Consider the following 16,503-nt stretch of genomic DNA (forward strand, 5'->3'; position numbering starts at 1 on the left):
GTGTTGTTTAGTTTTTTGTGTATAACACACAGCCCATAGGGGGGGGGGGGGGGGGGGGGGGGGGGGGGGGGCCCCCCCCCCCCCCCCCCCCCCCCCCCCCGCCCCCCCCCCCCCCCCCCCCCGCCGCGACGACCGCGCTCGTCGCCTATGTCGTCGATTACCACGCCGTGCCCAAACGAGTCACGCCCGGCTTCGAAGCTCATCTGTCGAAGCGCTCGCTCGCGATGACCTACGTCGCGCTCGGCGCAGGCTTCGCGATCGCGGCGCTGATTCGCGGACGCGCGGCACGCTGAAGGCATCGGCTGTCATCGCCATTTGTCCATCACACAGGAGCACACGATGAACAAGGATCAAAGGGAAGGGATCAAGGAACAGATCAAAGGCTGGACCGATACGGCCATCGGCACCGTGACGGGCAATGAAGATCGCAAGGTGAAAGGCGATGTCGAAATTACCAACGGCGCCAATCGCAAGGACTATGGCGATCAGAAGGACAACATCGAAAAGGGCGTGGAAGACCCGGGCGATCCGACCAACGAGTAATCGATAGCGCGCAAGCGTTGAAACAAGAGTGGCCGTATGGTGCGGCCGCCGTAACCGTAAGGAGCATCGAACATGAGCACGCCATCCCAGCAAAGCGGACAGGACCAGAAGCCCTCCGACGACGAAACCTTCACCACCGATGTCTCCGAAACGGACGACGAAGGCACGACCGTGCGCGAAGCCGAAGTGCGGAAGGACGACCTTTCCGAAGTCAAGCCGAACGAGGGCGCGGGCACGCCGGAGTAACGCACGTCATTTGTGGATGGTCGCGCGAAACGATCCCACGTCGTTGGCCGTGACCGGGCGCGCGTCGTTGCCCCACGACGCGCGCACATACGTGAGCACTTGCGCGATCTGTACGTCGGTGAGGCGTCCGGCGAAGGGCGGCATCGCCTGACGTGGCGGGCCGTGGATCGTCGCGGGGCTGTTGCCGCCTTCGACGAGCAGCCGGATCAGCGAGGTCGTATCTTCGCTGATGACCGAGGGATTGCCCGCCAGCGCGGGAAACGCATTCGGCACGCCCTTGCCATCGCTTCGATGACACTGCGCGCAAAACCCCGCATAGACCGCCGCGCCCTGTTCGGGCGCAACGTCGGGCGCGCGCGTCTTGAGACGTCCCGGCGACGCAAGCGACGGATCGAACACGCCGTCCGCCGCGCCGGTCGCGGGCAGCGTCTTCAGATAGACGGCGATCGAGCGCAGATCGTCATCGGTCAGGTATTGAGTGCTGTCCTCGATCGTTTCGACCATGCTGCCGAATGCGGCCATGCCCGCGCCGTGGCCCGTCTTGAGAAACGCGGCGATATCGTCCTGCGCGATGCGCCCGAGCCCCGAGCCGGAATCTCCGCGCAAATTCGGCGCGAACCAGTTGTCGTTGACGCCGCCGGAGAGGAACGTTTTCGATGACTCGTCGTATCCGCGTTCCTGATATGCGATCCCGCGCGGCGTGTGGCACGAGCCGCAATGCCCGAGCGACTGCACGAGATAGGCGCCGCGATTCCAGCTCGCATCGCGATCGGCGTGCGGTTCAAACCGCTGCTTCGGCGCGAACGCCATGCGCCACAGAGGCAACGCCCAGCGCTGGTTGAACGGAAAGGGTACTTTCGTTTCCGGCGGCCGGTGATTCACGGGCGGCACGCCATGCATCATGTAGGCGTAGAGCGCGCGCAGATCGTCGTCGCTGATCTTCACGAACGCCGGATACGGCATCGCGGGATAAAGCCCCTTGCCGCCCGGCGCGACGCCCTCGCGCAACGCCTTCGCAAAGTCCTCGTAGCTGTATGTGCCGATGCCCGTCTCGCGATCCGGCGTGATGTTGCTGCTGACGATGGTGCCGAACGGCGACGTCATCTCGAGCCCGCCCGCATACGGCGCGCCGTTCGAGGGCGCGGTATGGCATCCGGCGCAGTCGGCGGCTTTGGCGAGATACGCGCCGCGCGCAATCAGTTCGGGCGATGGCGACGCCCTGTCGTCCGCCATGACGGCGAGCGGCCACAGAAGCAGAACGGAGAGGAAGCGGGATACGTTCATCGTTATTGGTGATACAGGTATGCGGCGATGTCACGCGCATCGATTTCGCCGACGCCGAGATCGGGCATCGCGCTCTGCGGTGAAATGCGCTGCGGAAAGCGGATCCATGTCTGCAGATTCTCCGGTGTGTTCGGCAGCTTGCCCGCGACATAAGCCCGCTCGCCGATGTTTTGCAGCGTCGGTCCGACCTTGCCGTAAGCGCCCGGCACGCCGTCGATCCGGTGACACGCGCCGCAGCCGTAACGCTGGATCGCATCGAGGCCGTGTCGCGGATTGCCGCCGGTGATCGCGTCGGCCGAAGGCGGCTTGCCCTGGCAAGCGGCGAGCGTAGCGATCAGAAGGAGCGCGATCGGAGTCGTGTGCATGTGCTCATCCTTCGCTGGCCACGTCGGCGACGGCGCGCGGCGGCGGCCGCCGCATCAGCCAGCGCGCGCCGACGAGCAATCCGCCGATCAGATACGCAAGCCCGCCCGGAACCCACATCACCAGACCGCCGAGTTGCTGATCCTGCAAGGGATCGAAGCCGAGGGCGCGCGTCGTCTCGATGCACGACGGATACCAGACACCCGGCGCGAGCGTCAGCAGCGCACCGAGCGCGCCGGTGTGGACCATCGTCGTGAAGAGGGAAAGCATCGCGTGGGCATTGGATGCGCTCTGCGCTTCCGATGCGCGGCCGAACACCGTCCACCAGAACAGCAGCGCGCTCGCCAGAAAACTGGCGTGCTGAAGCGTGTGGATGCCGGGGCGCGCGAGCGCCGCCTCGAAGAAGCGCGGCGCGTGCCAGCACCACAGCGCGGCGGCGTGCAACGTCCACGCGACGACGGGCAAGGTCAGGAAGCGCCATGGCAGTTTGATCCAGCGTGAACGCGTCGCCGCGCCGATGCGCGCTCTCGCGTTCGCGGGAAACGCCCAGAGCCACACGGCGAGCGGCCGGCCGATGACGAGCAGCGGCGCGGCCACGAGCATGAAGAGCTCGTGCTGCAGCATGTGCGCGGAGAAGAGCCATTCGCTCAATGCGTGCAGCGGCGAAACCAGCGCGACGACGAGCGTCGACCATCCGGCGGCGAACGCGATCAGCTTCGCGGTACGCTCGCGACGGCCTTGCGCGCCGCGCTTGTGCAGCTTCAGATAGCCGGCGAGATAGAGCGTCAGGCTCGCCGCCAGCACGGCGACGATCCACGGCTCGAACGTCCACGCGAGCGGCGATGCCTCCGTCGCTGCGACGTGGGCATACGCATCGGCGGACGACAGGAGCACGCAAGGCAGCGCGCATTTCAGCAGGCGGACAGTAGCCATTGCGGTATCGAAATCGCGATCACGGAAAGCACCGACAGCGCGCCCACACCGGCCGCCACCGCCGCGATGAAACCGGCGCGTGCCGGACGGTCGCCGGTATCGGGCGTCGGCAGGGCGAGTTTGCGCCGCGCGTCGCGCCAGCGCTGCCATGCGAGCAGCGTCGCGGCCACGCAGACGATCGCGCTCGCGCCGCTCACGCCGTCGAGCAACGCATGGCCTCCGAGCCGGCACGCGGGCGTCACCAGCGCGTAGTTCAAGCTGAGACAGGCGAGAACGATGAACGGAGCGCCGAGCAGCGCGAGCCAGGTTTTCATAGCCGCGCCGCCCAATAGATGACGCCGTAGATCGGCAGCCAGCTCAACACGACGAAGTACCAATAGAGCGCGTTTTCGCTGACATCGACGAGCCGCTTGCCCTCGAACGGCCCCGTAAAGAGCAGCACCGTGAGCACGGCCGTATCGACGGTATCGGTGATGAGGTGAGTCGTGTGCAGACCGAGCAGTAGCCAGATGACCGAGCCATACGCGTTCGCGTACCAGCTCACGTTGAGCGATGCGAATTCGAATCCGCGTATCACGAGGAAAATCACCGATGCGACCAGGCACACCGCGAGCCAGATCGCCGCTTTCCGGCGATCGCCACGTTCCGCCGCGTTCTTCGCGAGCTGGTTCGGCCACAGGCTGGCGAGCAGCACGACCGTGTTGAGCGTGCCCCAGAAAAGACGCGGTGGCTCGGCCGCCATCGGCCAGGCGGGGGCGCGCGTGCGCAGATAGAAGACCATCATCACCGCGATGGCGAACACCGTGCCTTCGATCAGCATCAGGCCGGCCGTGCTCCACCACATGAGGCTGCGGTGACTGAAGGCGAAGGTCGGCAACGCGCGCACGTCGAGCACGAGCTCGCCGGTGCCGTGCGCTTCGCGGCGCGTTTCGGCGTTCATGGCCGGCGCTCCCGCGCGACCGCGAGCCGGTTCTCGCCGCGACTCGGCCAGAACCAGCCGATCATCGCCACGGCGACCGGCAGCGACGCCCATACGATCGCCCACGGCGTGTAGATCGAGCCGATGAACAGAATCGTCGTGGCGACGGCGCTTGCGAACGGCCACAGAGAGGGCGTTGGAAACATCGGCCGATGATCGGGCTGCGCATCGAGCACGCTCGTCACGAGCACTTCGCGCGCATCGGCGGCGAGACCCGCGACGAAGGCCGGTTGCGCGGACGGCTCCCACAGCGGATCGCGTCCGTGCACGACCGGAATCGCATCGAAGTTATGCGGCGGCGGCGGCGACGGCACGCTCCATTCGAGCGTGCCCGCGCCCCACGGATCGGCGGCGGCGCGTTCGTCGCTGCGCATCGTCTTCACGACATTGACGATGAAAAGCAGCACGCTCAACGCGATCATATAAGCGCCGAATGTCGCCGTGAAATTCATGCCGTCCCAGCCCATGCCGTGCGGATACGTCCACACGCGCCGCGGCATGCCTTCGAGTCCGAGCAGATGCATCGGAAAGAAGGTCACATTGAAGCCGATGAAGAACAGCCAGAATTGCCACTTGCCGAGCCGCTCGTCGAGCAAGCGTCCCGCGAATTTCGGAAACCAGTAGAAGAACGCGCCGAAGAGCGGAAACACCGCGCCGCCGAGCAGCACGTAATGCAGATGCGCGACGACGAAGTACGTATCGTGAACCTGGAGGTCGAGCGGCACCGACGCGACCATGATGCCGGTCATGCCGCCCATCACGAGGATGAAGAAGAACGCGAGGACGAACAATAGCGGCACACGCAGATTGAGCTTGCCGGTCCATAGCGTGCCGATCCAGCAGAAGATCTGTATCGCCGATGGAATCGCGATCATCAGGCTCGCCGCCGTGAAAAAGCTCTTGCCGAGCTCGGGAATGTTCGTCGCGAACATGTGATGCACCCACAGCCCGAAGGCGAGAAACGCCGTGGCGATGAGCGACAGCACCATCGCCGGATAGCCGAATATCGGGCGGCGCGCGAACGTCGGAATGATCGACGAGATGAAGCCGAGCGGCGGAATGAAGATCAGATACACCTCGGGATGGCCGAAGAACCAGAAGAGGTGTTGCCACAGCAAAACGTCGCCGCCCTTCGCCGGGTTATAGAAATGCGTGCCGACGAGGCGGTCGAGAATCAGCGCTGTGCTGCACAGCATGACGGCGGGCATCGCGAAGATCACCATGAACTGCGTGACGAGCGTCGCCCAAACGAAGAGCGGCATGCGGTTGAGCGACATGCCGGGCGCGCGCAGCTTGAAGATCGTCGTGATGAGAACCACCGCTTCGAGCAGGCCGGAAAGCTCGGTGAAGGTAATCATCTGCGCCCAGATGTCCGTGCCCTTGTTCGGCGAGTAGTCGGGACCGGCGAGCGGCACGTAGCTGAACCAGCCGGTGTTCGGCGCGGTGTTCACGGCGAGCGCGGCGAACAGCAGCAAGCCGCCGAACAGGAACACCCAATACGCATACGCGTTCATGCGCGAAAATGCGATGCTGCGCGCGCCGATCATCAAAGGCACGAGGTACGCGGCGACGGCCTGCATCACCGGCACGGCGAAGAGGAACATCATCGTCGTGCCGTGCATCGTGAAGAGTTCGTTGTAGAGGTTCGGGCCGATCAGCCGCTGATCCGGACGCGCGAGCTGCGTGCGCATCGCGAGTGCGAGCAAGCCTGCGAGCACGAAGAACACGAAGGTCGTCACGATGAAGCGTCGCGCAATCGTCTTGTGATTGACCGCGCTCAACATGCCGATGAAGCCCGGCGGATCGCTCCAGGTTTTCGCGAGCGCATCGCGCACTTCGGGCGATGCGTGCGGACCGTCTGTCAGCGGTGCTTCACTCATTTGAGCGTCTCCATCCAGACGAGCAGCGCTTGCAGATCGGCGGGCGGCAGGCGCGTCGGCGGCATGACGGTGCCGGGCTTGAGCGCGCGCGGATCGACGATCCATCCGGCGAGATTGCCGCGATTGTTGGAAAGCGTCCCGGCCGCGATGAACTGCCTGCTCGCGACATGCGTGAGATCGGGGCCGATCGTGCCTTGCGCTTCGGTGCCGCGCACGGTGTGACAGCGCGCGCAGTCCTGGCTCATGAACACGTCGCGGCCGCGCACGGCGATGTCGTCCGATGGCGCGATGGACGGCTGGCGCTGACGGGCCGCCCACGCTTCATACTGTGCAGGCGGATCGGCGATGACCTGAAACGCCATCAACGCGTGTTCGTAACCGCAGAACTCGGCGCATTGTCCGCGATACACGCCCGCCTTGTCCGCGCGAAACTCGATGGTCGCATCGCGGCCGGGAATCATGTCTTTCTTGCCATGAAGATTCGGCACCCAGAACGTGTGGATCACATCGGCGGCTTTCAGCGACACGACCACCGGCCGTCCGACCGGCACATGGAGTTCGTTGGCGAGCGTGAAGCCGGGCGCGTCGCCATCGTTCGCGTAGCGCACCTGCCACCACCATTGATAACCCGTCATCTCGATGCGCAACGCGTTGTCGACGGGCAGGCGCGAGAGCGCGCGGTCCGTGAGGACATCGGCGAGAACGAGACCGAAGAGCAGAAAGGTGGACACGCCCGTCGCGGCGACGACCCAGAAGCGCACGCGCGGCTCGCGATGCCCGACAGCGGAGAGATCCGCAGGCGTTGCGCGATTCGCGCGAGGCGCGCGCATCATCGCGATGAGACACGCGAGCAGAATCGCCGCGAACACAACGCAGCAGACGGCCAGCGTCAGATGCCACAGGTCGAGAATGCGGCTGGCTTGAATGCCCGCGGGCGTCAATGCGCTTTGCATGGGTGCATCGTCTCTATGGACAGAAAGCGGACGTGCGACCTGATTAGCAATCGGCGTGCCGCACGCTGACGCGAGACGAGGGCATGACGGATGCTGTTTCTCTCATCGCGAGAACAGCGTGATTCAGACGGGAGAATGTCATGACCAAGGTAGCCGATGTAATGACACGAGACGTGCAGGCGATCGCGTCGGGCGACACGATTCGCCGCGCGGCCGAGCTGATGGACGAATTGAACGTGGGCGCGCTGCCGGTATGCGACGGCACGCGGCTCAAGGGCGTCGTGACGGATCGCGATATCGTGGTTCGCGCGGTATCGGCGGGCAAGGATGCTTCGTGCGCCGTGCAGGAAGTGGCGAGCGAGCCGGTGGAATGGTGCTTCGAGAGCGACGATATCGAAGACGCGATGCGCCGGATGGAACGGTTGCAGATACGCCGTATGCCCGTCGTGAACGGAGAAAAGCAACTCGTCGGGATGCTTGCGCTGGGAGATATCGCGACATGGTCGGACGGCGAAGTTGCGTCGACGCTCGGCGCGATATCGACGCCGTCCGTGCCGAGTCGCGATGAACCGAAATAGCGTCGTGTCGAGGTCCGTCCGAGCGGTACGGGATTTGCTCGCGTTGCGACAGGATGCGCGTCCCTTCAAACACCGGGAGCCGGCCGCAATCGGCCGGAATCGACAATGCTGTTTCTGTTCGTCGAAGATGATGCAAACGTCGCCGCGGCATTCGCCGAACTGGCCGCCTCGCTCGGCCATCACGCGGACGTCGCGCGTACCGGCGGCGAGGCGCTGCGCATGACAGGCCAGACTCGCTACGACTCCGTGTTCATGGATATCGGCTTGCCGGATATCGACGGACGCAAGCTCTGCGAATTCGTGCGCTGCGCGGGCGCATCGACGGAGGCGTGCATCGTCGCGGTGACCGGTACGCGCGGATTCGACATGGATTCATCGCGTCAATTCGACGGCTATCTGCGCAAGCCCGTTACCGCATCGGAACTCACGGATGTCATACGAAGCTGCTGAGGCGCCGTGCGTGCGACGTTGCGCGGATCGCGCGGCTACGTATCCTGCATAACATTCGCTTGAGGTGAGCGACGCTACGATCGCAGCACGACAACGCACGTGCTGCCTTCATGAACCGATACTTCACCAACACGCAGGGCGCCATCCGCCGCATCATCGATCTGAAGCGCAACGGGCCCGAGGCGAGCCGCGCGAACGTCGTCGGCCAGCAGAAGGACGGCAGGGAAGTCCAAGGACTCGAGCAAGTGCTTCTTCACTTGCGCATCGGACGCATCGCCCATTTCACTTGCAGCAGTTCATATGTTCAGGAGATCGTCTTCGTCAGCTAGCGACGAAGACGGCATTCGCTAGCGTCCCCTGAGCGCATAGAGCCGCGTCGGTAACGCGACGGGGCTTTGCGGGTCGAACCAGCTCATGTCGGGAATGCGCGAATCCGTGACGTAGATCGTGCCGTCCGCGCCTTCCGAGAACGTGTCGGGCCAGACGAGACGCTTGTCGCGCAGCAGCGTCGTGAAGCGATCGCCGTCACGCACGCGGATCGCGTGATGTTCGACCGACGACACGTAAAGCCGTCCGCGCTCGTCGAACCAGAGACCGTCCGCGGGACCGTCGATGCCGACCGCTTCGACGCGCGACGAAACCTGCTGCGCGCTCAACTGCGCGTTCTGAAGCGCGTCGGTCGCGATGCGATACAGCGTCTTGCCCTTCACCGCCTGCCAGTACAGATAGCGCCCATCGGGCGTCAGCGCGATGCCGTCGGCGGAAAAGCTCACGCGCCGTCCGTCGGTCTGCTGCAGCGGCTTGCCGTCGACCTTCACGGTCACGCTCTTGTCGGCCTGCGTGCTCGGGTCGCCGTCGAGCACGCGGCGCGCCGAGCCGGACGCCGTATCGACAACGACGATCGCGCCGCGTACGCCCGAATCGGTGATATAGACGAAGCGGCCGTCCGGGCTGAGGCGGACATCGTTGAGATAGCTGCCTTGCGGTGCGATCGTTTCATCGAACGAATAGACATGCGCGACGCGGTTCGATGCCAGATCGATCTGCACGAGCTTCGGCGCGCCCGGCACGACGAGCGACTGCGCCGGCGCACCCGGATCGATGACCCAGAGATTGCCGCGCTTGTCCGCGACGACGGACTGAACGCAGACCCAGTGATCCTGCGGCGTGACTTCATCGCGACGTGAATTGCGCCAGCTATTCCAATCGGCATCGGGATAGGGTCGCAGATCGCCGGTGCTGCCGAGCTCGGCGACGGATATCGGCGCGTCTTCCGTCCAGCGCGGAAAGTTGACGAAGGTGCGGCCATCGGGCGTCACGGTGACGCCGGTCACTTGATGCTCGAAGGTCGCGACGAGCCGAAGCCTGGCATCGCCGCGTTGCCGGTCGTGTCGGCTGGCGGTTTCCTCTGCGCTGGCCATCGGCGAGAGGGCGGCGAGGCTCAGAACGAGGAGGGTTTTGACGAGCGGTCTCATGATCGGCTCCGATTCGGGGATGCGCCATTTCAGCAATCGCAATGCCGTGGCATGGGCACAGGCGATGCTCGCATCGTGCAAACCTCTCAGCGACTCAAGCCGAATTGACAATCATACGAAGACGCCCCCGACGCATCGGCCGGTTCGATGCGCTGCGCATGTGCGTGCAATCGCTCATCGCGAGCGTGCTGACGTATGCGTGCATGAATTTCATCGGTTCATCGAGTACAACGTGGGGCGTTTTTTCCAGTCTGTTCGCGCTGCAGGTGAGCTTCGACCGCAGCCTCAAGTACGGCGTAGGCCAGATGATCGGCGCGGCAATCGGCACCGTGGTGGGCCTCGCGACGCTGCATTTCTTTCCCGATGCCGCCGATGCCTTCCCGCGACTCGGTCTTGCGACGCTCGTCACATGCCTTGCGTCGACGCTCTTCCCGACGACGAACTACAGCATCGTCGTGGCGGCGGCGCTCGCGCTCGAACCATCGGCGGGCGTTGCAGGCGCGGTGTCGCGCGCCGAAGCGATCGCGCTGGGCGCGGTCATCGGCATCGGTGTGTCGTCGAGCGTGTGGCCGCAACTGTCGCGTTCGCGCGCCTTCGAGATCATGGGCGAGCTTCTCGATGACTGCCGTGCGTTGCTCGCGACGATGCCGATCCTCGGTCCGCTCGAAAACCGCGAACGCGTCGATGCGCTGCATGAGCGCTTTCTTCGCCATCTCGTCGAAGCGCGCGCGGTCTGCGGCGAGACGCGCGTGCGCGCGCGCTTCGAAACCGGATCGTCGCTCGGCGCCGCGCTCGTCGCTTTCGAAACGCTATGGCATGGACTGGTGCTGCTCGATCGCATCGGGCAATCGCAATGCGGCTGGCTGACGAACGAGGAAACGGAGCCGCTCGCGGAGCGCATCGAACTCGTGCGCGATTGCGCAAGCGGCTATCTGCAGGCACTGGCTGCATGGATGCGCGGCGGCGCACCGCTGCCGCCTGCCGAACGCTTCCTCGGGCCGCTGAACGATGCGTCCGCTGCCGTCCAATCGGATATCGCGAACGTGATTCTCGGCTACGCGAACGACTCACGGCAGTTGCAGGCGTTGTCGACGCTGTCGTTCGCACTGGAACAGATCAAGGCGAATCTGGCAAATATCGCCGGCGTGCTGGAAACACGCTTCGATCGATCCGCGTAAGCCGTTTGCAAGACGACGGCACACCATCTGCTCTGTCTTCCGACCACCTACGGCGATCGGATATGAGCAAGAACAGCAAAGCGAACAAAGGCATGCCCGCGCCCGATGACCGGCAGGCGCTTCTGACCGAACTGCGCCGTTGCAAAATGGCGCGCTCGCCGCACGCGTACGTCAGGGGCAATACCGAACGATTCTATGAGTGGGTGATGGAGGCGAACGGCGATTCGTTGCCTCGCGGCCCGGCGGTGTGGATTTGCGGCGACTGCCACACAGGCAATCTCGGACCGATTGCCAATGCCAAAGGCAAAGTGGAAATCCAGATTCGCGACCTCGATCAGACGGTGATCGGCAACCCGGTGCATGACGTCGTTCGTCTGGGCTTGTCGCTTGCGACGGCTGCGCGCGGATCATCGTTGTCGGGGCTGAACGTCGTGCGAATGATCGAGGCGCTGGCCGCAGGATATGAATCGGCATTCGCGGATGAAGTCATCGACATCAAGCGTCCCGAACCCGTTCACGTGACGATGAAGGAAGCCGTGCATCGATCGTGGCAGCATCTCGCGCGCGAGCGCATCGAGGACCTGCATCCGACGATTCCCTTGGGCAAACGCTTCTGGCCGCTTGCCGGAGACGAGCGAAAGGCGATCGAAGCGCTCTTCGCCGATGAGGACATCGCAAGCCTGCCGACGAGCCTGAAGGGACGCAAGGATTCGGGCGAGATCGTCGTGCTGGACGCGGCGTACTGGGTGAAGGGTTGCAGCTCGCTCGGCCGTCTGCGTTATGCGGTCCTGCTCGATGTCGATGGTGGCGTCGTCGAAGGCGACGACCTGTGTCTGATGGACATCAAGGAAGGCGTGAAGGCCGCCGCGCCCCGTTACGACGACGTCGCGATGCCGCGCGACAACGCCTTGCGCGTCCTCGAAGGCGCGCGAAACCTGTCGCCGTTTCTCGGTGAACGCATGCGCGCGGCCCGCCTGCTCGATCGCGGCGTGGTGATCCGCGAGTTGTTGCCGCAGGACATGAAACTCGAGATCGAGCAACTCGGCAAGGATGACGCGATGCACGTCGCGCACTATCTCGCGGGTGTCGTAGGCAAGGCGCATGCGCGTCAGATGGACGACGCAACGAAGCGCGAGTGGCGAGCCGAACTCGGCCGCAATCGATCGAAGACCATCGACGCGCCGCTATGGCTTTGGAACAGCATCGTGCAGTTGGTGAGCAGCCACGAAGCGGGCTACCTCGAGCATTGCCGTCGTTACGCGACCGACGCGTGAGGGTACGCATCGCTTCAAAGCATCGGCATATGCAGATGATGCGGATCGGCCATCATGTCCGCCACGCGCCTTAGCGCTTCGCGGCAATCCTCGCGATCCTGTGGCCCGCCGAGACACAGCCGCAGCGCATTCGGCGGATTGCCATCGGTAGAGAACGCGGCGCCGGCCACCGCGCCGATGCCTTGATTGCGCAACTGCAACGCGAGTTCCGGCGCGCTCCAGTCGGACATCGAAGGCACGGGCAGCCAGAGATGAAACCCTTGCGGATCCGCGTCGAAGGCGAGACCTCGAAGCTCCGCCGACGCGATAGCCTGCCTCGCCGCCGCTTCATCGCGAATGGAATCGAGCACGTCGGCGGCGGTGCCATCGTTGATCCATTGCGTTGCGAGCAGCACGGTGAACGGGCTCGGCATGACCGACGTCGCCCGCAACGCTCCCGCGATGCGCTGAGTCTGCCGCGACGTCGGCGCCTTCAGATACGCGACACGCAACCCCGCGCCAAGCGTCTTCGATAAGCCGGTTACGTGATACGTCAGTTCGGGCGCGAGTTCGGCAAGCGTGGCGGGTGCATCGCAAGGCAACATGCCATAAGGCTCGTCCTCGATGATCGGCACGTTATAACGCAAGGCCACATCGGCCAGCGCTTCGCGCCGCTGCCGCGTCAACGTCAACGTGCTCGGATTCTGCAAGGTCGGATTGCAATAGAAGCCGCCGGGCTTTTCCGTTCGGCACAATGCCTCGAACGCATGCGGCAGCGGCCCTTCATCGTCGCGCAACACGGCTTGCAGACGCACGCCCAGTTGCGATGCGATCGCCTTGATCCCCGGATAAGCGAGCGAATCCAGACAGATCATTTCACCCGGCCGCGCAAGCTGCGAAACGAGCGCGACGAGCGCGCCATGAATGCCGGGACAGACGAGCACGGTATCGACATCGACATCGGGAATGCGCGCCTTGAGCCACTCGCGGCCCGCAACGCGATCCGCCGTCGTGCCGCCGAAATCCTGATAGCGCAGCAACTGAAACGGATCGGCGCGTTCCATCAGACTCGCCGCCGATGCACGCAGCCGCGCCGCGAGCGCGGGCGGTTCGGGTGGCATGTTCATCGACATCTCGACACTGCTGCCGCCCGCGAGCGGCAAGGTCTGCGTCCTGCCGCGCACGAACGTGCCGCTGCCCGCGCGTGAATCCAGCAGGCCGCGTTTGCGCGCTTCGGCATACGCGCGCGCGACGGTCGTGTAGTTGAGCCCGAGCAGATCGGCGAGGTCGCGCAGACCGGGCAGCCGGTCTCTCGGACGAAGCCGGCCGCTCGCCAAGTCTTCCTCGATCAGATCGGGAATCGTCAGATAAGCGGGCTTTCTGCTGTCTTCGAGCTTCCTGACCCAGTGATGCGCAAGCTGATTCATGACCGCGATGTCTCCGGCGATGGTTCGGATGACCTTAGCATGACAAAACAATCGATCGAAAAGAGATCGCATGCGCTGATCGCACTTGATTGCATTGATCGCATCGATGCACGGCTTCGGTGTGCCGCGCACCATGCACACGCTTTTCTGCGCTGAAATCGTGCGTGGGGTAGGCGGGCATGAGCGAGGCGGCGCGTCGCGAAGGCCCGTGAATCAAGGCTTCCGCAAAAAATTTTCGCTTCGCGCATGCAAGATCGTTTTGCTTGATTGCAAAGTGATCGCATTTCGCGGGCCAATCATTGGCATATCCGTTGCGTTTTAGCGTTCGCCGTCGCGATGAATGCGATCGACCACGATCGAGAGCGACGGCTCGTTCGCGAACCCATACATCGGAGAATGCCATGCCCGCAGTCAATCAACCGCTTCACAAGAACGGCGACTTTCTGGTCGACTACGAAGAGAAAGTCTTCGAGGATGTGAAGGCCGAACCCGGCGAAAAGGCGCTCGTCACGTTTCATACGGTTGCGTTCGAAGGCTCGATCGGCTTCGTGAACATGCTGCAGGCCACGCGTCTGCAACGCAAGGGTTTCGATACGTCGGTGCTGCTCTACGGTCCCGGCGTCACGCTCGGTCTGCAACGCGGTTTTCCGACGCTCGGCGACGAAGCCTTCCCCGGCCATCTCAACTTCAACAAGCAACTGCAGAAGTTCATGGCCGAAGGCGGCAAGGTGTACGCGTGCCGCTTCGCATTGCAGGCGCTTTACGGACACGGCGAAGCCTCGCTGATCGAAGGCATTCGTCCGATCAACCCGCTCGACGTGCTCGATCTCCAGTTGCTTCATCGCAAGGAGAATGCGCTCGTCATCCATACGTGGACCGTGTGACGATCATGGCCGATGCCCTTTCGAAAAAGCGCATCGTGCGCGCCGCCGCCGTGCAGATCACGCCGGACTTCGAGCGTCCGAACGGCACGCTCGACCGCGTCTGCACGGCCATCGACGAAGCCGCGGCGCAGGGCGTGCAGCTCATCGTGTTCCCCGAGACCTTCGTGCCGTATTACCCGTATTTCTCGTTCGTGCGCGCGCCGGTGGCATCGGGCGCGGATCACATGAAGCTCTACGAGGAAGCGGTCGTGGTGCCGGGGCCGGTCACGCAGGCGGTGGCCGAACACGCGCGGCTCGCGAACATGGTCGTCGTGCTCGGCGTGAACGAGCGCGATCACGGCAGCCTGTACAACACGCAGCTCATCTTCGATACCGACGGCAAGCTGCTGCTCAAGCGCCGCAAGATCACGCCGACGTTTCATGAACGCATGATCTGGGGACAAGGCGACGCAGCCGGTCTCAAGGTCGTCGAAACGGGCGTCGGACGAGTCGGCGCGCTCGCGTGCTGGGAGCACTACAACCCGCTCGCGCGCTATGCGCTGATGACGCAGCATGAAGAGATCCATTGCAGCCAGTTCCCCGGCTCGCTGGTCGGTCCGATCTTCGCGGAGCAGATCGAAGTGACGATCCGCCATCACGCGCTCGAATCGGGCTGCTTCGTCGTCAACGCGACGGGCTGGCTCACCGATGCGCAGATCGAAGCCGTCACGCCCGACCCGAATCTGCAACGCGCGCTGCGCGGCGGCTGCAACACGGCGATCGTCTCGCCCGAAGGCCAGCATCTCGCCGAGCCTTTGCGCGAAGGCGAGGGCATGGTGATCGCCGATCTCGACATGGCGCTCATCACGAAGCGCAAACGCATGATGGATTCGGTCGGTCATTACGCACGGCCCGAACTGCTGAGCCTCGCGATCAACGATCGCCCGGCATCGCCCGTCACTTCCTTCAAGGACACCGAACACGATGAGCGCCCGAGAGAACCTGCCGGCATCGACACGGCAATTGATGACTGAGCTTCAGTCGACGGGCCTGCGGCTCGTCGATCCGCGCGCGGGCGTGTCGAGCCGGCGCGGCGGCGCGGGACCGTCGGATCACAAGGCGGTCACGGTCGATGGCGTGACCATCATGGTGCCCGTGCATACGAGCACCGCGTGGGAATCGCCGTTCGTCGCCGGGGAGCCCGATGCGAACGGCAAAAGCGCGCTGATGCGCAACACCATTCCGATCGCGAGCATCAGCTTTCCGAAGGCGCCGCGCTTCTATGCGATGCAGACGCTCGACGGCGTGCCTTACTCGCACATCGCGACGCTGCATAGCGCCGACGTGCTCGCGACGACCGTGCTGCAAACCTGCATCCGCTACGAGAGCCGGCGCAAGTCGTGCAAGTTCTGCGCGATCGGCCAGTCGCTCGCGGCGGGGCGCACGATCGCGCGCAAGACGCCGGAGCAGCTTGCCGAAGTCGCGCGCGCAGCCGTGCTTCTCGATGGCGTCAAGCATATGGTGCTCACGACCGGCACGCCGCCCACATCCGATCGCGGCGCGCAGATCCTTTGCGAAAGCGCGTTCGCGATCAAGGCCGCGGTCGATCTGCCGATCCAGGCGCAATGCGAGCCGCCCGACGACGATCGCTGGTTCGAGCGCATGAAGGCAAGCGGCATCGACACGCTCGGCATGCATCTCGAAGCGGTGACGCCTTCCGTGCGCGAACGCATCATGCCGGGCAAGGCGACGGTGCCGGTCGCGCGTTACATGGAAGCCTTCGAGGCGGCGGTCGCCGTATTCGGACGCGGACAGGTGAGCACGTACATTCTCGCGGGGCTCGGCGACAGCGCGCAGGCCATCGTCGATACGGCGCGCGAGCTCATCGCGCTCGGTGTGTATCCGTTCGTCGTGCCCTTCGTGCCGATCAGCGGCACGCCGCTCGAAGATCATCCCGCGCCCACGCCCGAATTCATGCGCTCGGTGCTGGCGCCCATCGGCGCGATGCTCGCAAACGCCAACATGCGTTCCGCCGATATCAAAGCGGGCTGCGGCAAATGCGGCGCGTGCTCGTCGCTTTCTTCGTACGAGGTGTGAC

General features: G+C 64.3%; 20 protein-coding genes. 11 read left to right on the forward strand and 9 right to left on the reverse strand.

From position 1 onward, the window contains the following. The first annotated feature begins 167 nt into the window (after positions 1–167). The 3 genes from NCT05_RS36900 to NCT05_RS34695 all read left to right on the forward strand — a co-directional run bounded on the left by NCT05_RS36900 (position 168) and on the right by NCT05_RS34695 (position 789). Entirely contained in the window at positions 168–293 is a 126-nt protein-coding gene (locus NCT05_RS36900; RefSeq protein ID WP_284507644.1) for a hypothetical protein, read from the forward strand. A 46-nt stretch (positions 294–339) separates the two neighbouring features. After that, positions 340–543: a CsbD family protein gene (locus NCT05_RS34690; RefSeq protein ID WP_008345751.1), complete on the forward strand. Its 204-nt coding sequence runs from the start codon at positions 340–342 to the stop codon at positions 541–543. 72 nt (positions 544–615) lie between these two features. After that, a complete protein-coding gene (locus tag NCT05_RS34695; protein WP_008345750.1) occupies positions 616–789 on the forward strand; it encodes a hypothetical protein in 174 nt (57 codons plus the stop codon). A 6-nt stretch (positions 790–795) separates the two neighbouring features. On the opposite strand, the gene NCT05_RS34700 is transcribed toward NCT05_RS34695, so the two are convergent. From NCT05_RS34700 to coxB, 7 genes are read right to left on the reverse strand one after another with little or no spacing between them, the layout of a single operon-like run. Next, entirely contained in the window at positions 796–2,073 is a 1,278-nt protein-coding gene (locus NCT05_RS34700; protein WP_250437854.1) for a c-type cytochrome, read from the reverse strand. A gap of 2 nt (positions 2,074–2,075) precedes the next feature. After that, positions 2,076–2,438: a c-type cytochrome gene (locus NCT05_RS34705; protein ID WP_008345748.1), complete on the reverse strand. Its 363-nt coding sequence runs from the start codon at positions 2,436–2,438 to the stop codon at positions 2,076–2,078. A gap of 4 nt (positions 2,439–2,442) precedes the next feature. Continuing rightward, a complete protein-coding gene (locus NCT05_RS34710; RefSeq protein WP_250504460.1) occupies positions 2,443–3,369 on the reverse strand; it encodes a cytochrome c oxidase assembly protein in 927 nt (308 codons plus the stop codon). Next, positions 3,348–3,683 carry a hypothetical protein gene (locus tag NCT05_RS34715; RefSeq protein WP_033535647.1) on the reverse strand — a complete coding sequence of 112 codons (336 nt, stop codon included), beginning with the start codon at positions 3,681–3,683 and terminating at the stop codon, positions 3,348–3,350. The genes NCT05_RS34710 and NCT05_RS34715 overlap by 22 nt, the downstream gene beginning before the upstream one ends. Continuing rightward, positions 3,680–4,309, reverse strand: a complete 630-nt coding sequence (locus NCT05_RS34720; RefSeq protein ID WP_175982175.1) for a cytochrome c oxidase subunit 3 — start codon at positions 4,307–4,309, stop codon at positions 3,680–3,682. Before NCT05_RS34720 ends, NCT05_RS34715 begins: the two co-directional genes overlap by 4 nt. Further along, a complete protein-coding gene (gene ctaD, locus NCT05_RS34725) occupies positions 4,306–6,228 on the reverse strand; it encodes a cytochrome c oxidase subunit I (protein ID WP_250504461.1) in 1,923 nt (640 codons plus the stop codon). The genes NCT05_RS34720 and ctaD overlap by 4 nt, the downstream gene beginning before the upstream one ends. Beyond that, complete coding sequence (gene coxB, locus NCT05_RS34730; protein ID WP_250504462.1) at positions 6,225–7,181, reverse strand: cytochrome c oxidase subunit II; 957 nt, start codon at positions 7,179–7,181, stop codon at positions 6,225–6,227. The genes ctaD and coxB overlap by 4 nt, the downstream gene beginning before the upstream one ends. Before the next feature lie 140 nt (positions 7,182–7,321). Here coxB and NCT05_RS34735 point away from each other — a divergent pair, with 140 nt between their 5' ends. From NCT05_RS34735 to NCT05_RS34745, 3 genes are all read left to right on the forward strand, one after another. Further along, positions 7,322–7,759 (forward strand): CBS domain-containing protein, encoded by a 438-nt coding sequence (locus NCT05_RS34735; RefSeq protein WP_033535648.1) that lies wholly within the window; start codon positions 7,322–7,324, stop codon positions 7,757–7,759. A 105-nt stretch (positions 7,760–7,864) separates the two neighbouring features. Beyond that, positions 7,865–8,209: a response regulator gene (locus tag NCT05_RS34740; protein ID WP_008345740.1), complete on the forward strand. Its 345-nt coding sequence runs from the start codon at positions 7,865–7,867 to the stop codon at positions 8,207–8,209. A 110-nt stretch (positions 8,210–8,319) separates the two neighbouring features. Then, positions 8,320–8,538, forward strand: coding sequence for a hypothetical protein (locus tag NCT05_RS34745; RefSeq protein WP_250437860.1), 219 nt, complete (start codon positions 8,320–8,322; stop codon positions 8,536–8,538). A gap of 18 nt (positions 8,539–8,556) precedes the next feature. Here NCT05_RS34745 and NCT05_RS34750 read toward each other — a convergent pair whose 3' ends face one another. After that, a complete protein-coding gene (locus tag NCT05_RS34750) occupies positions 8,557–9,684 on the reverse strand; it encodes an L-dopachrome tautomerase-related protein (protein WP_250504463.1) in 1,128 nt (375 codons plus the stop codon). Between the two features lie 158 nt (positions 9,685–9,842). Between NCT05_RS34750 and NCT05_RS34755 the strand changes: the two genes are divergently transcribed. Together NCT05_RS34755 and NCT05_RS34760 are read left to right on the forward strand one after the other, a co-directional pair. Further along, on the forward strand, positions 9,843–10,862 hold the full coding sequence (locus tag NCT05_RS34755; RefSeq protein ID WP_250504464.1) for an FUSC family protein: 1,020 nt from the start codon (positions 9,843–9,845) through the stop codon (positions 10,860–10,862). A 62-nt stretch (positions 10,863–10,924) separates the two neighbouring features. Next, on the forward strand, positions 10,925–12,136 hold the full coding sequence (locus tag NCT05_RS34760) for a DUF2252 family protein (protein ID WP_250437863.1): 1,212 nt from the start codon (positions 10,925–10,927) through the stop codon (positions 12,134–12,136). 14 nt (positions 12,137–12,150) lie between these two features. Here NCT05_RS34760 and NCT05_RS34765 read toward each other — a convergent pair whose 3' ends face one another. Continuing rightward, positions 12,151–13,542: an aminotransferase-like domain-containing protein gene (locus NCT05_RS34765; protein WP_008345729.1), complete on the reverse strand. Its 1,392-nt coding sequence runs from the start codon at positions 13,540–13,542 to the stop codon at positions 12,151–12,153. Between the two features lie 401 nt (positions 13,543–13,943). On the opposite strand from NCT05_RS34765, the gene NCT05_RS34770 reads away from it, so the two are divergent. From NCT05_RS34770 to NCT05_RS34780, 3 genes are read left to right on the forward strand one after another with little or no spacing between them, the layout of a single operon-like run. Continuing rightward, the gene (locus tag NCT05_RS34770) at positions 13,944–14,426 is read left to right on the forward strand and encodes an MSMEG_0572/Sll0783 family nitrogen starvation response protein (protein ID WP_008345727.1); all 483 of its coding nucleotides are present in this window, start codon (positions 13,944–13,946) and stop codon (positions 14,424–14,426) included. Positions 14,427–14,431: 5 nt separating this feature from the next. After that, the gene (locus tag NCT05_RS34775; RefSeq protein WP_033535685.1) at positions 14,432–15,439 is read left to right on the forward strand and encodes a Nit6803 family nitrilase; all 1,008 of its coding nucleotides are present in this window, start codon (positions 14,432–14,434) and stop codon (positions 15,437–15,439) included. Beyond that, positions 15,432–16,502: an MSMEG_0568 family radical SAM protein gene (locus NCT05_RS34780; protein WP_008345724.1), complete on the forward strand. Its 1,071-nt coding sequence runs from the start codon at positions 15,432–15,434 to the stop codon at positions 16,500–16,502. Before NCT05_RS34775 ends, NCT05_RS34780 begins: the two co-directional genes overlap by 8 nt. Position 16,503: the final 1 nt, after the last annotated feature.

Origin of the sequence: Caballeronia sp. AZ7_KS35 (assembly GCF_023631045.1) — a bacterium.
Taxonomy (GTDB): domain Bacteria; phylum Pseudomonadota; class Gammaproteobacteria; order Burkholderiales; family Burkholderiaceae; genus Caballeronia; species Caballeronia zhejiangensis.

What these genes read in the sequence shown, in the direction of transcription:
- NCT05_RS34690 (WP_008345751.1), top strand. Translation starts at nt 340, where the DNA reads ATGAACAAGGATCAAAGGGAAGGGATCAAGGAACAGATCAAAGGCTGG.
- NCT05_RS34695 (WP_008345750.1), top strand. Translation starts at nt 616, where the DNA reads ATGAGCACGCCATCCCAGCAAAGCGGACAGGACCAGAAGCCCTCCGAC.
- NCT05_RS34700 (WP_250437854.1), bottom strand. Translation starts at nt 2,073, where the DNA reads ATGAACGTATCCCGCTTCCTCTCCGTTCTGCTTCTGTGGCCGCTCGCC.
- NCT05_RS34705 (WP_008345748.1), bottom strand. Translation starts at nt 2,438, where the DNA reads ATGCACACGACTCCGATCGCGCTCCTTCTGATCGCTACGCTCGCCGCT.
- NCT05_RS34710 (WP_250504460.1), bottom strand. Translation starts at nt 3,369, where the DNA reads ATGGCTACTGTCCGCCTGCTGAAATGCGCGCTGCCTTGCGTGCTCCTG.
- NCT05_RS34715 (WP_033535647.1), bottom strand. Translation starts at nt 3,683, where the DNA reads ATGAAAACCTGGCTCGCGCTGCTCGGCGCTCCGTTCATCGTTCTCGCC.
- NCT05_RS34720 (WP_175982175.1), bottom strand. Translation starts at nt 4,309, where the DNA reads ATGAACGCCGAAACGCGCCGCGAAGCGCACGGCACCGGCGAGCTCGTG.
- ctaD (WP_250504461.1), bottom strand. Translation starts at nt 6,228, where the DNA reads ATGAGTGAAGCACCGCTGACAGACGGTCCGCACGCATCGCCCGAAGTG.
- coxB (WP_250504462.1), bottom strand. Translation starts at nt 7,181, where the DNA reads ATGCAAAGCGCATTGACGCCCGCGGGCATTCAAGCCAGCCGCATTCTC.
- NCT05_RS34735 (WP_033535648.1), top strand. Translation starts at nt 7,322, where the DNA reads ATGACCAAGGTAGCCGATGTAATGACACGAGACGTGCAGGCGATCGCG.
- NCT05_RS34740 (WP_008345740.1), top strand. Translation starts at nt 7,865, where the DNA reads ATGCTGTTTCTGTTCGTCGAAGATGATGCAAACGTCGCCGCGGCATTC.
- NCT05_RS34745 (WP_250437860.1), top strand. Translation starts at nt 8,320, where the DNA reads ATGAACCGATACTTCACCAACACGCAGGGCGCCATCCGCCGCATCATC.
- NCT05_RS34750 (WP_250504463.1), bottom strand. Translation starts at nt 9,684, where the DNA reads ATGAGACCGCTCGTCAAAACCCTCCTCGTTCTGAGCCTCGCCGCCCTC.
- NCT05_RS34755 (WP_250504464.1), top strand. Translation starts at nt 9,843, where the DNA reads ATGTGCGTGCAATCGCTCATCGCGAGCGTGCTGACGTATGCGTGCATG.
- NCT05_RS34760 (WP_250437863.1), top strand. Translation starts at nt 10,925, where the DNA reads ATGAGCAAGAACAGCAAAGCGAACAAAGGCATGCCCGCGCCCGATGAC.
- NCT05_RS34765 (WP_008345729.1), bottom strand. Translation starts at nt 13,542, where the DNA reads ATGAATCAGCTTGCGCATCACTGGGTCAGGAAGCTCGAAGACAGCAGA.
- NCT05_RS34770 (WP_008345727.1), top strand. Translation starts at nt 13,944, where the DNA reads ATGCCCGCAGTCAATCAACCGCTTCACAAGAACGGCGACTTTCTGGTC.
- NCT05_RS34775 (WP_033535685.1), top strand. Translation starts at nt 14,432, where the DNA reads ATGGCCGATGCCCTTTCGAAAAAGCGCATCGTGCGCGCCGCCGCCGTG.
- NCT05_RS34780 (WP_008345724.1), top strand. Translation starts at nt 15,432, where the DNA reads ATGACTGAGCTTCAGTCGACGGGCCTGCGGCTCGTCGATCCGCGCGCG.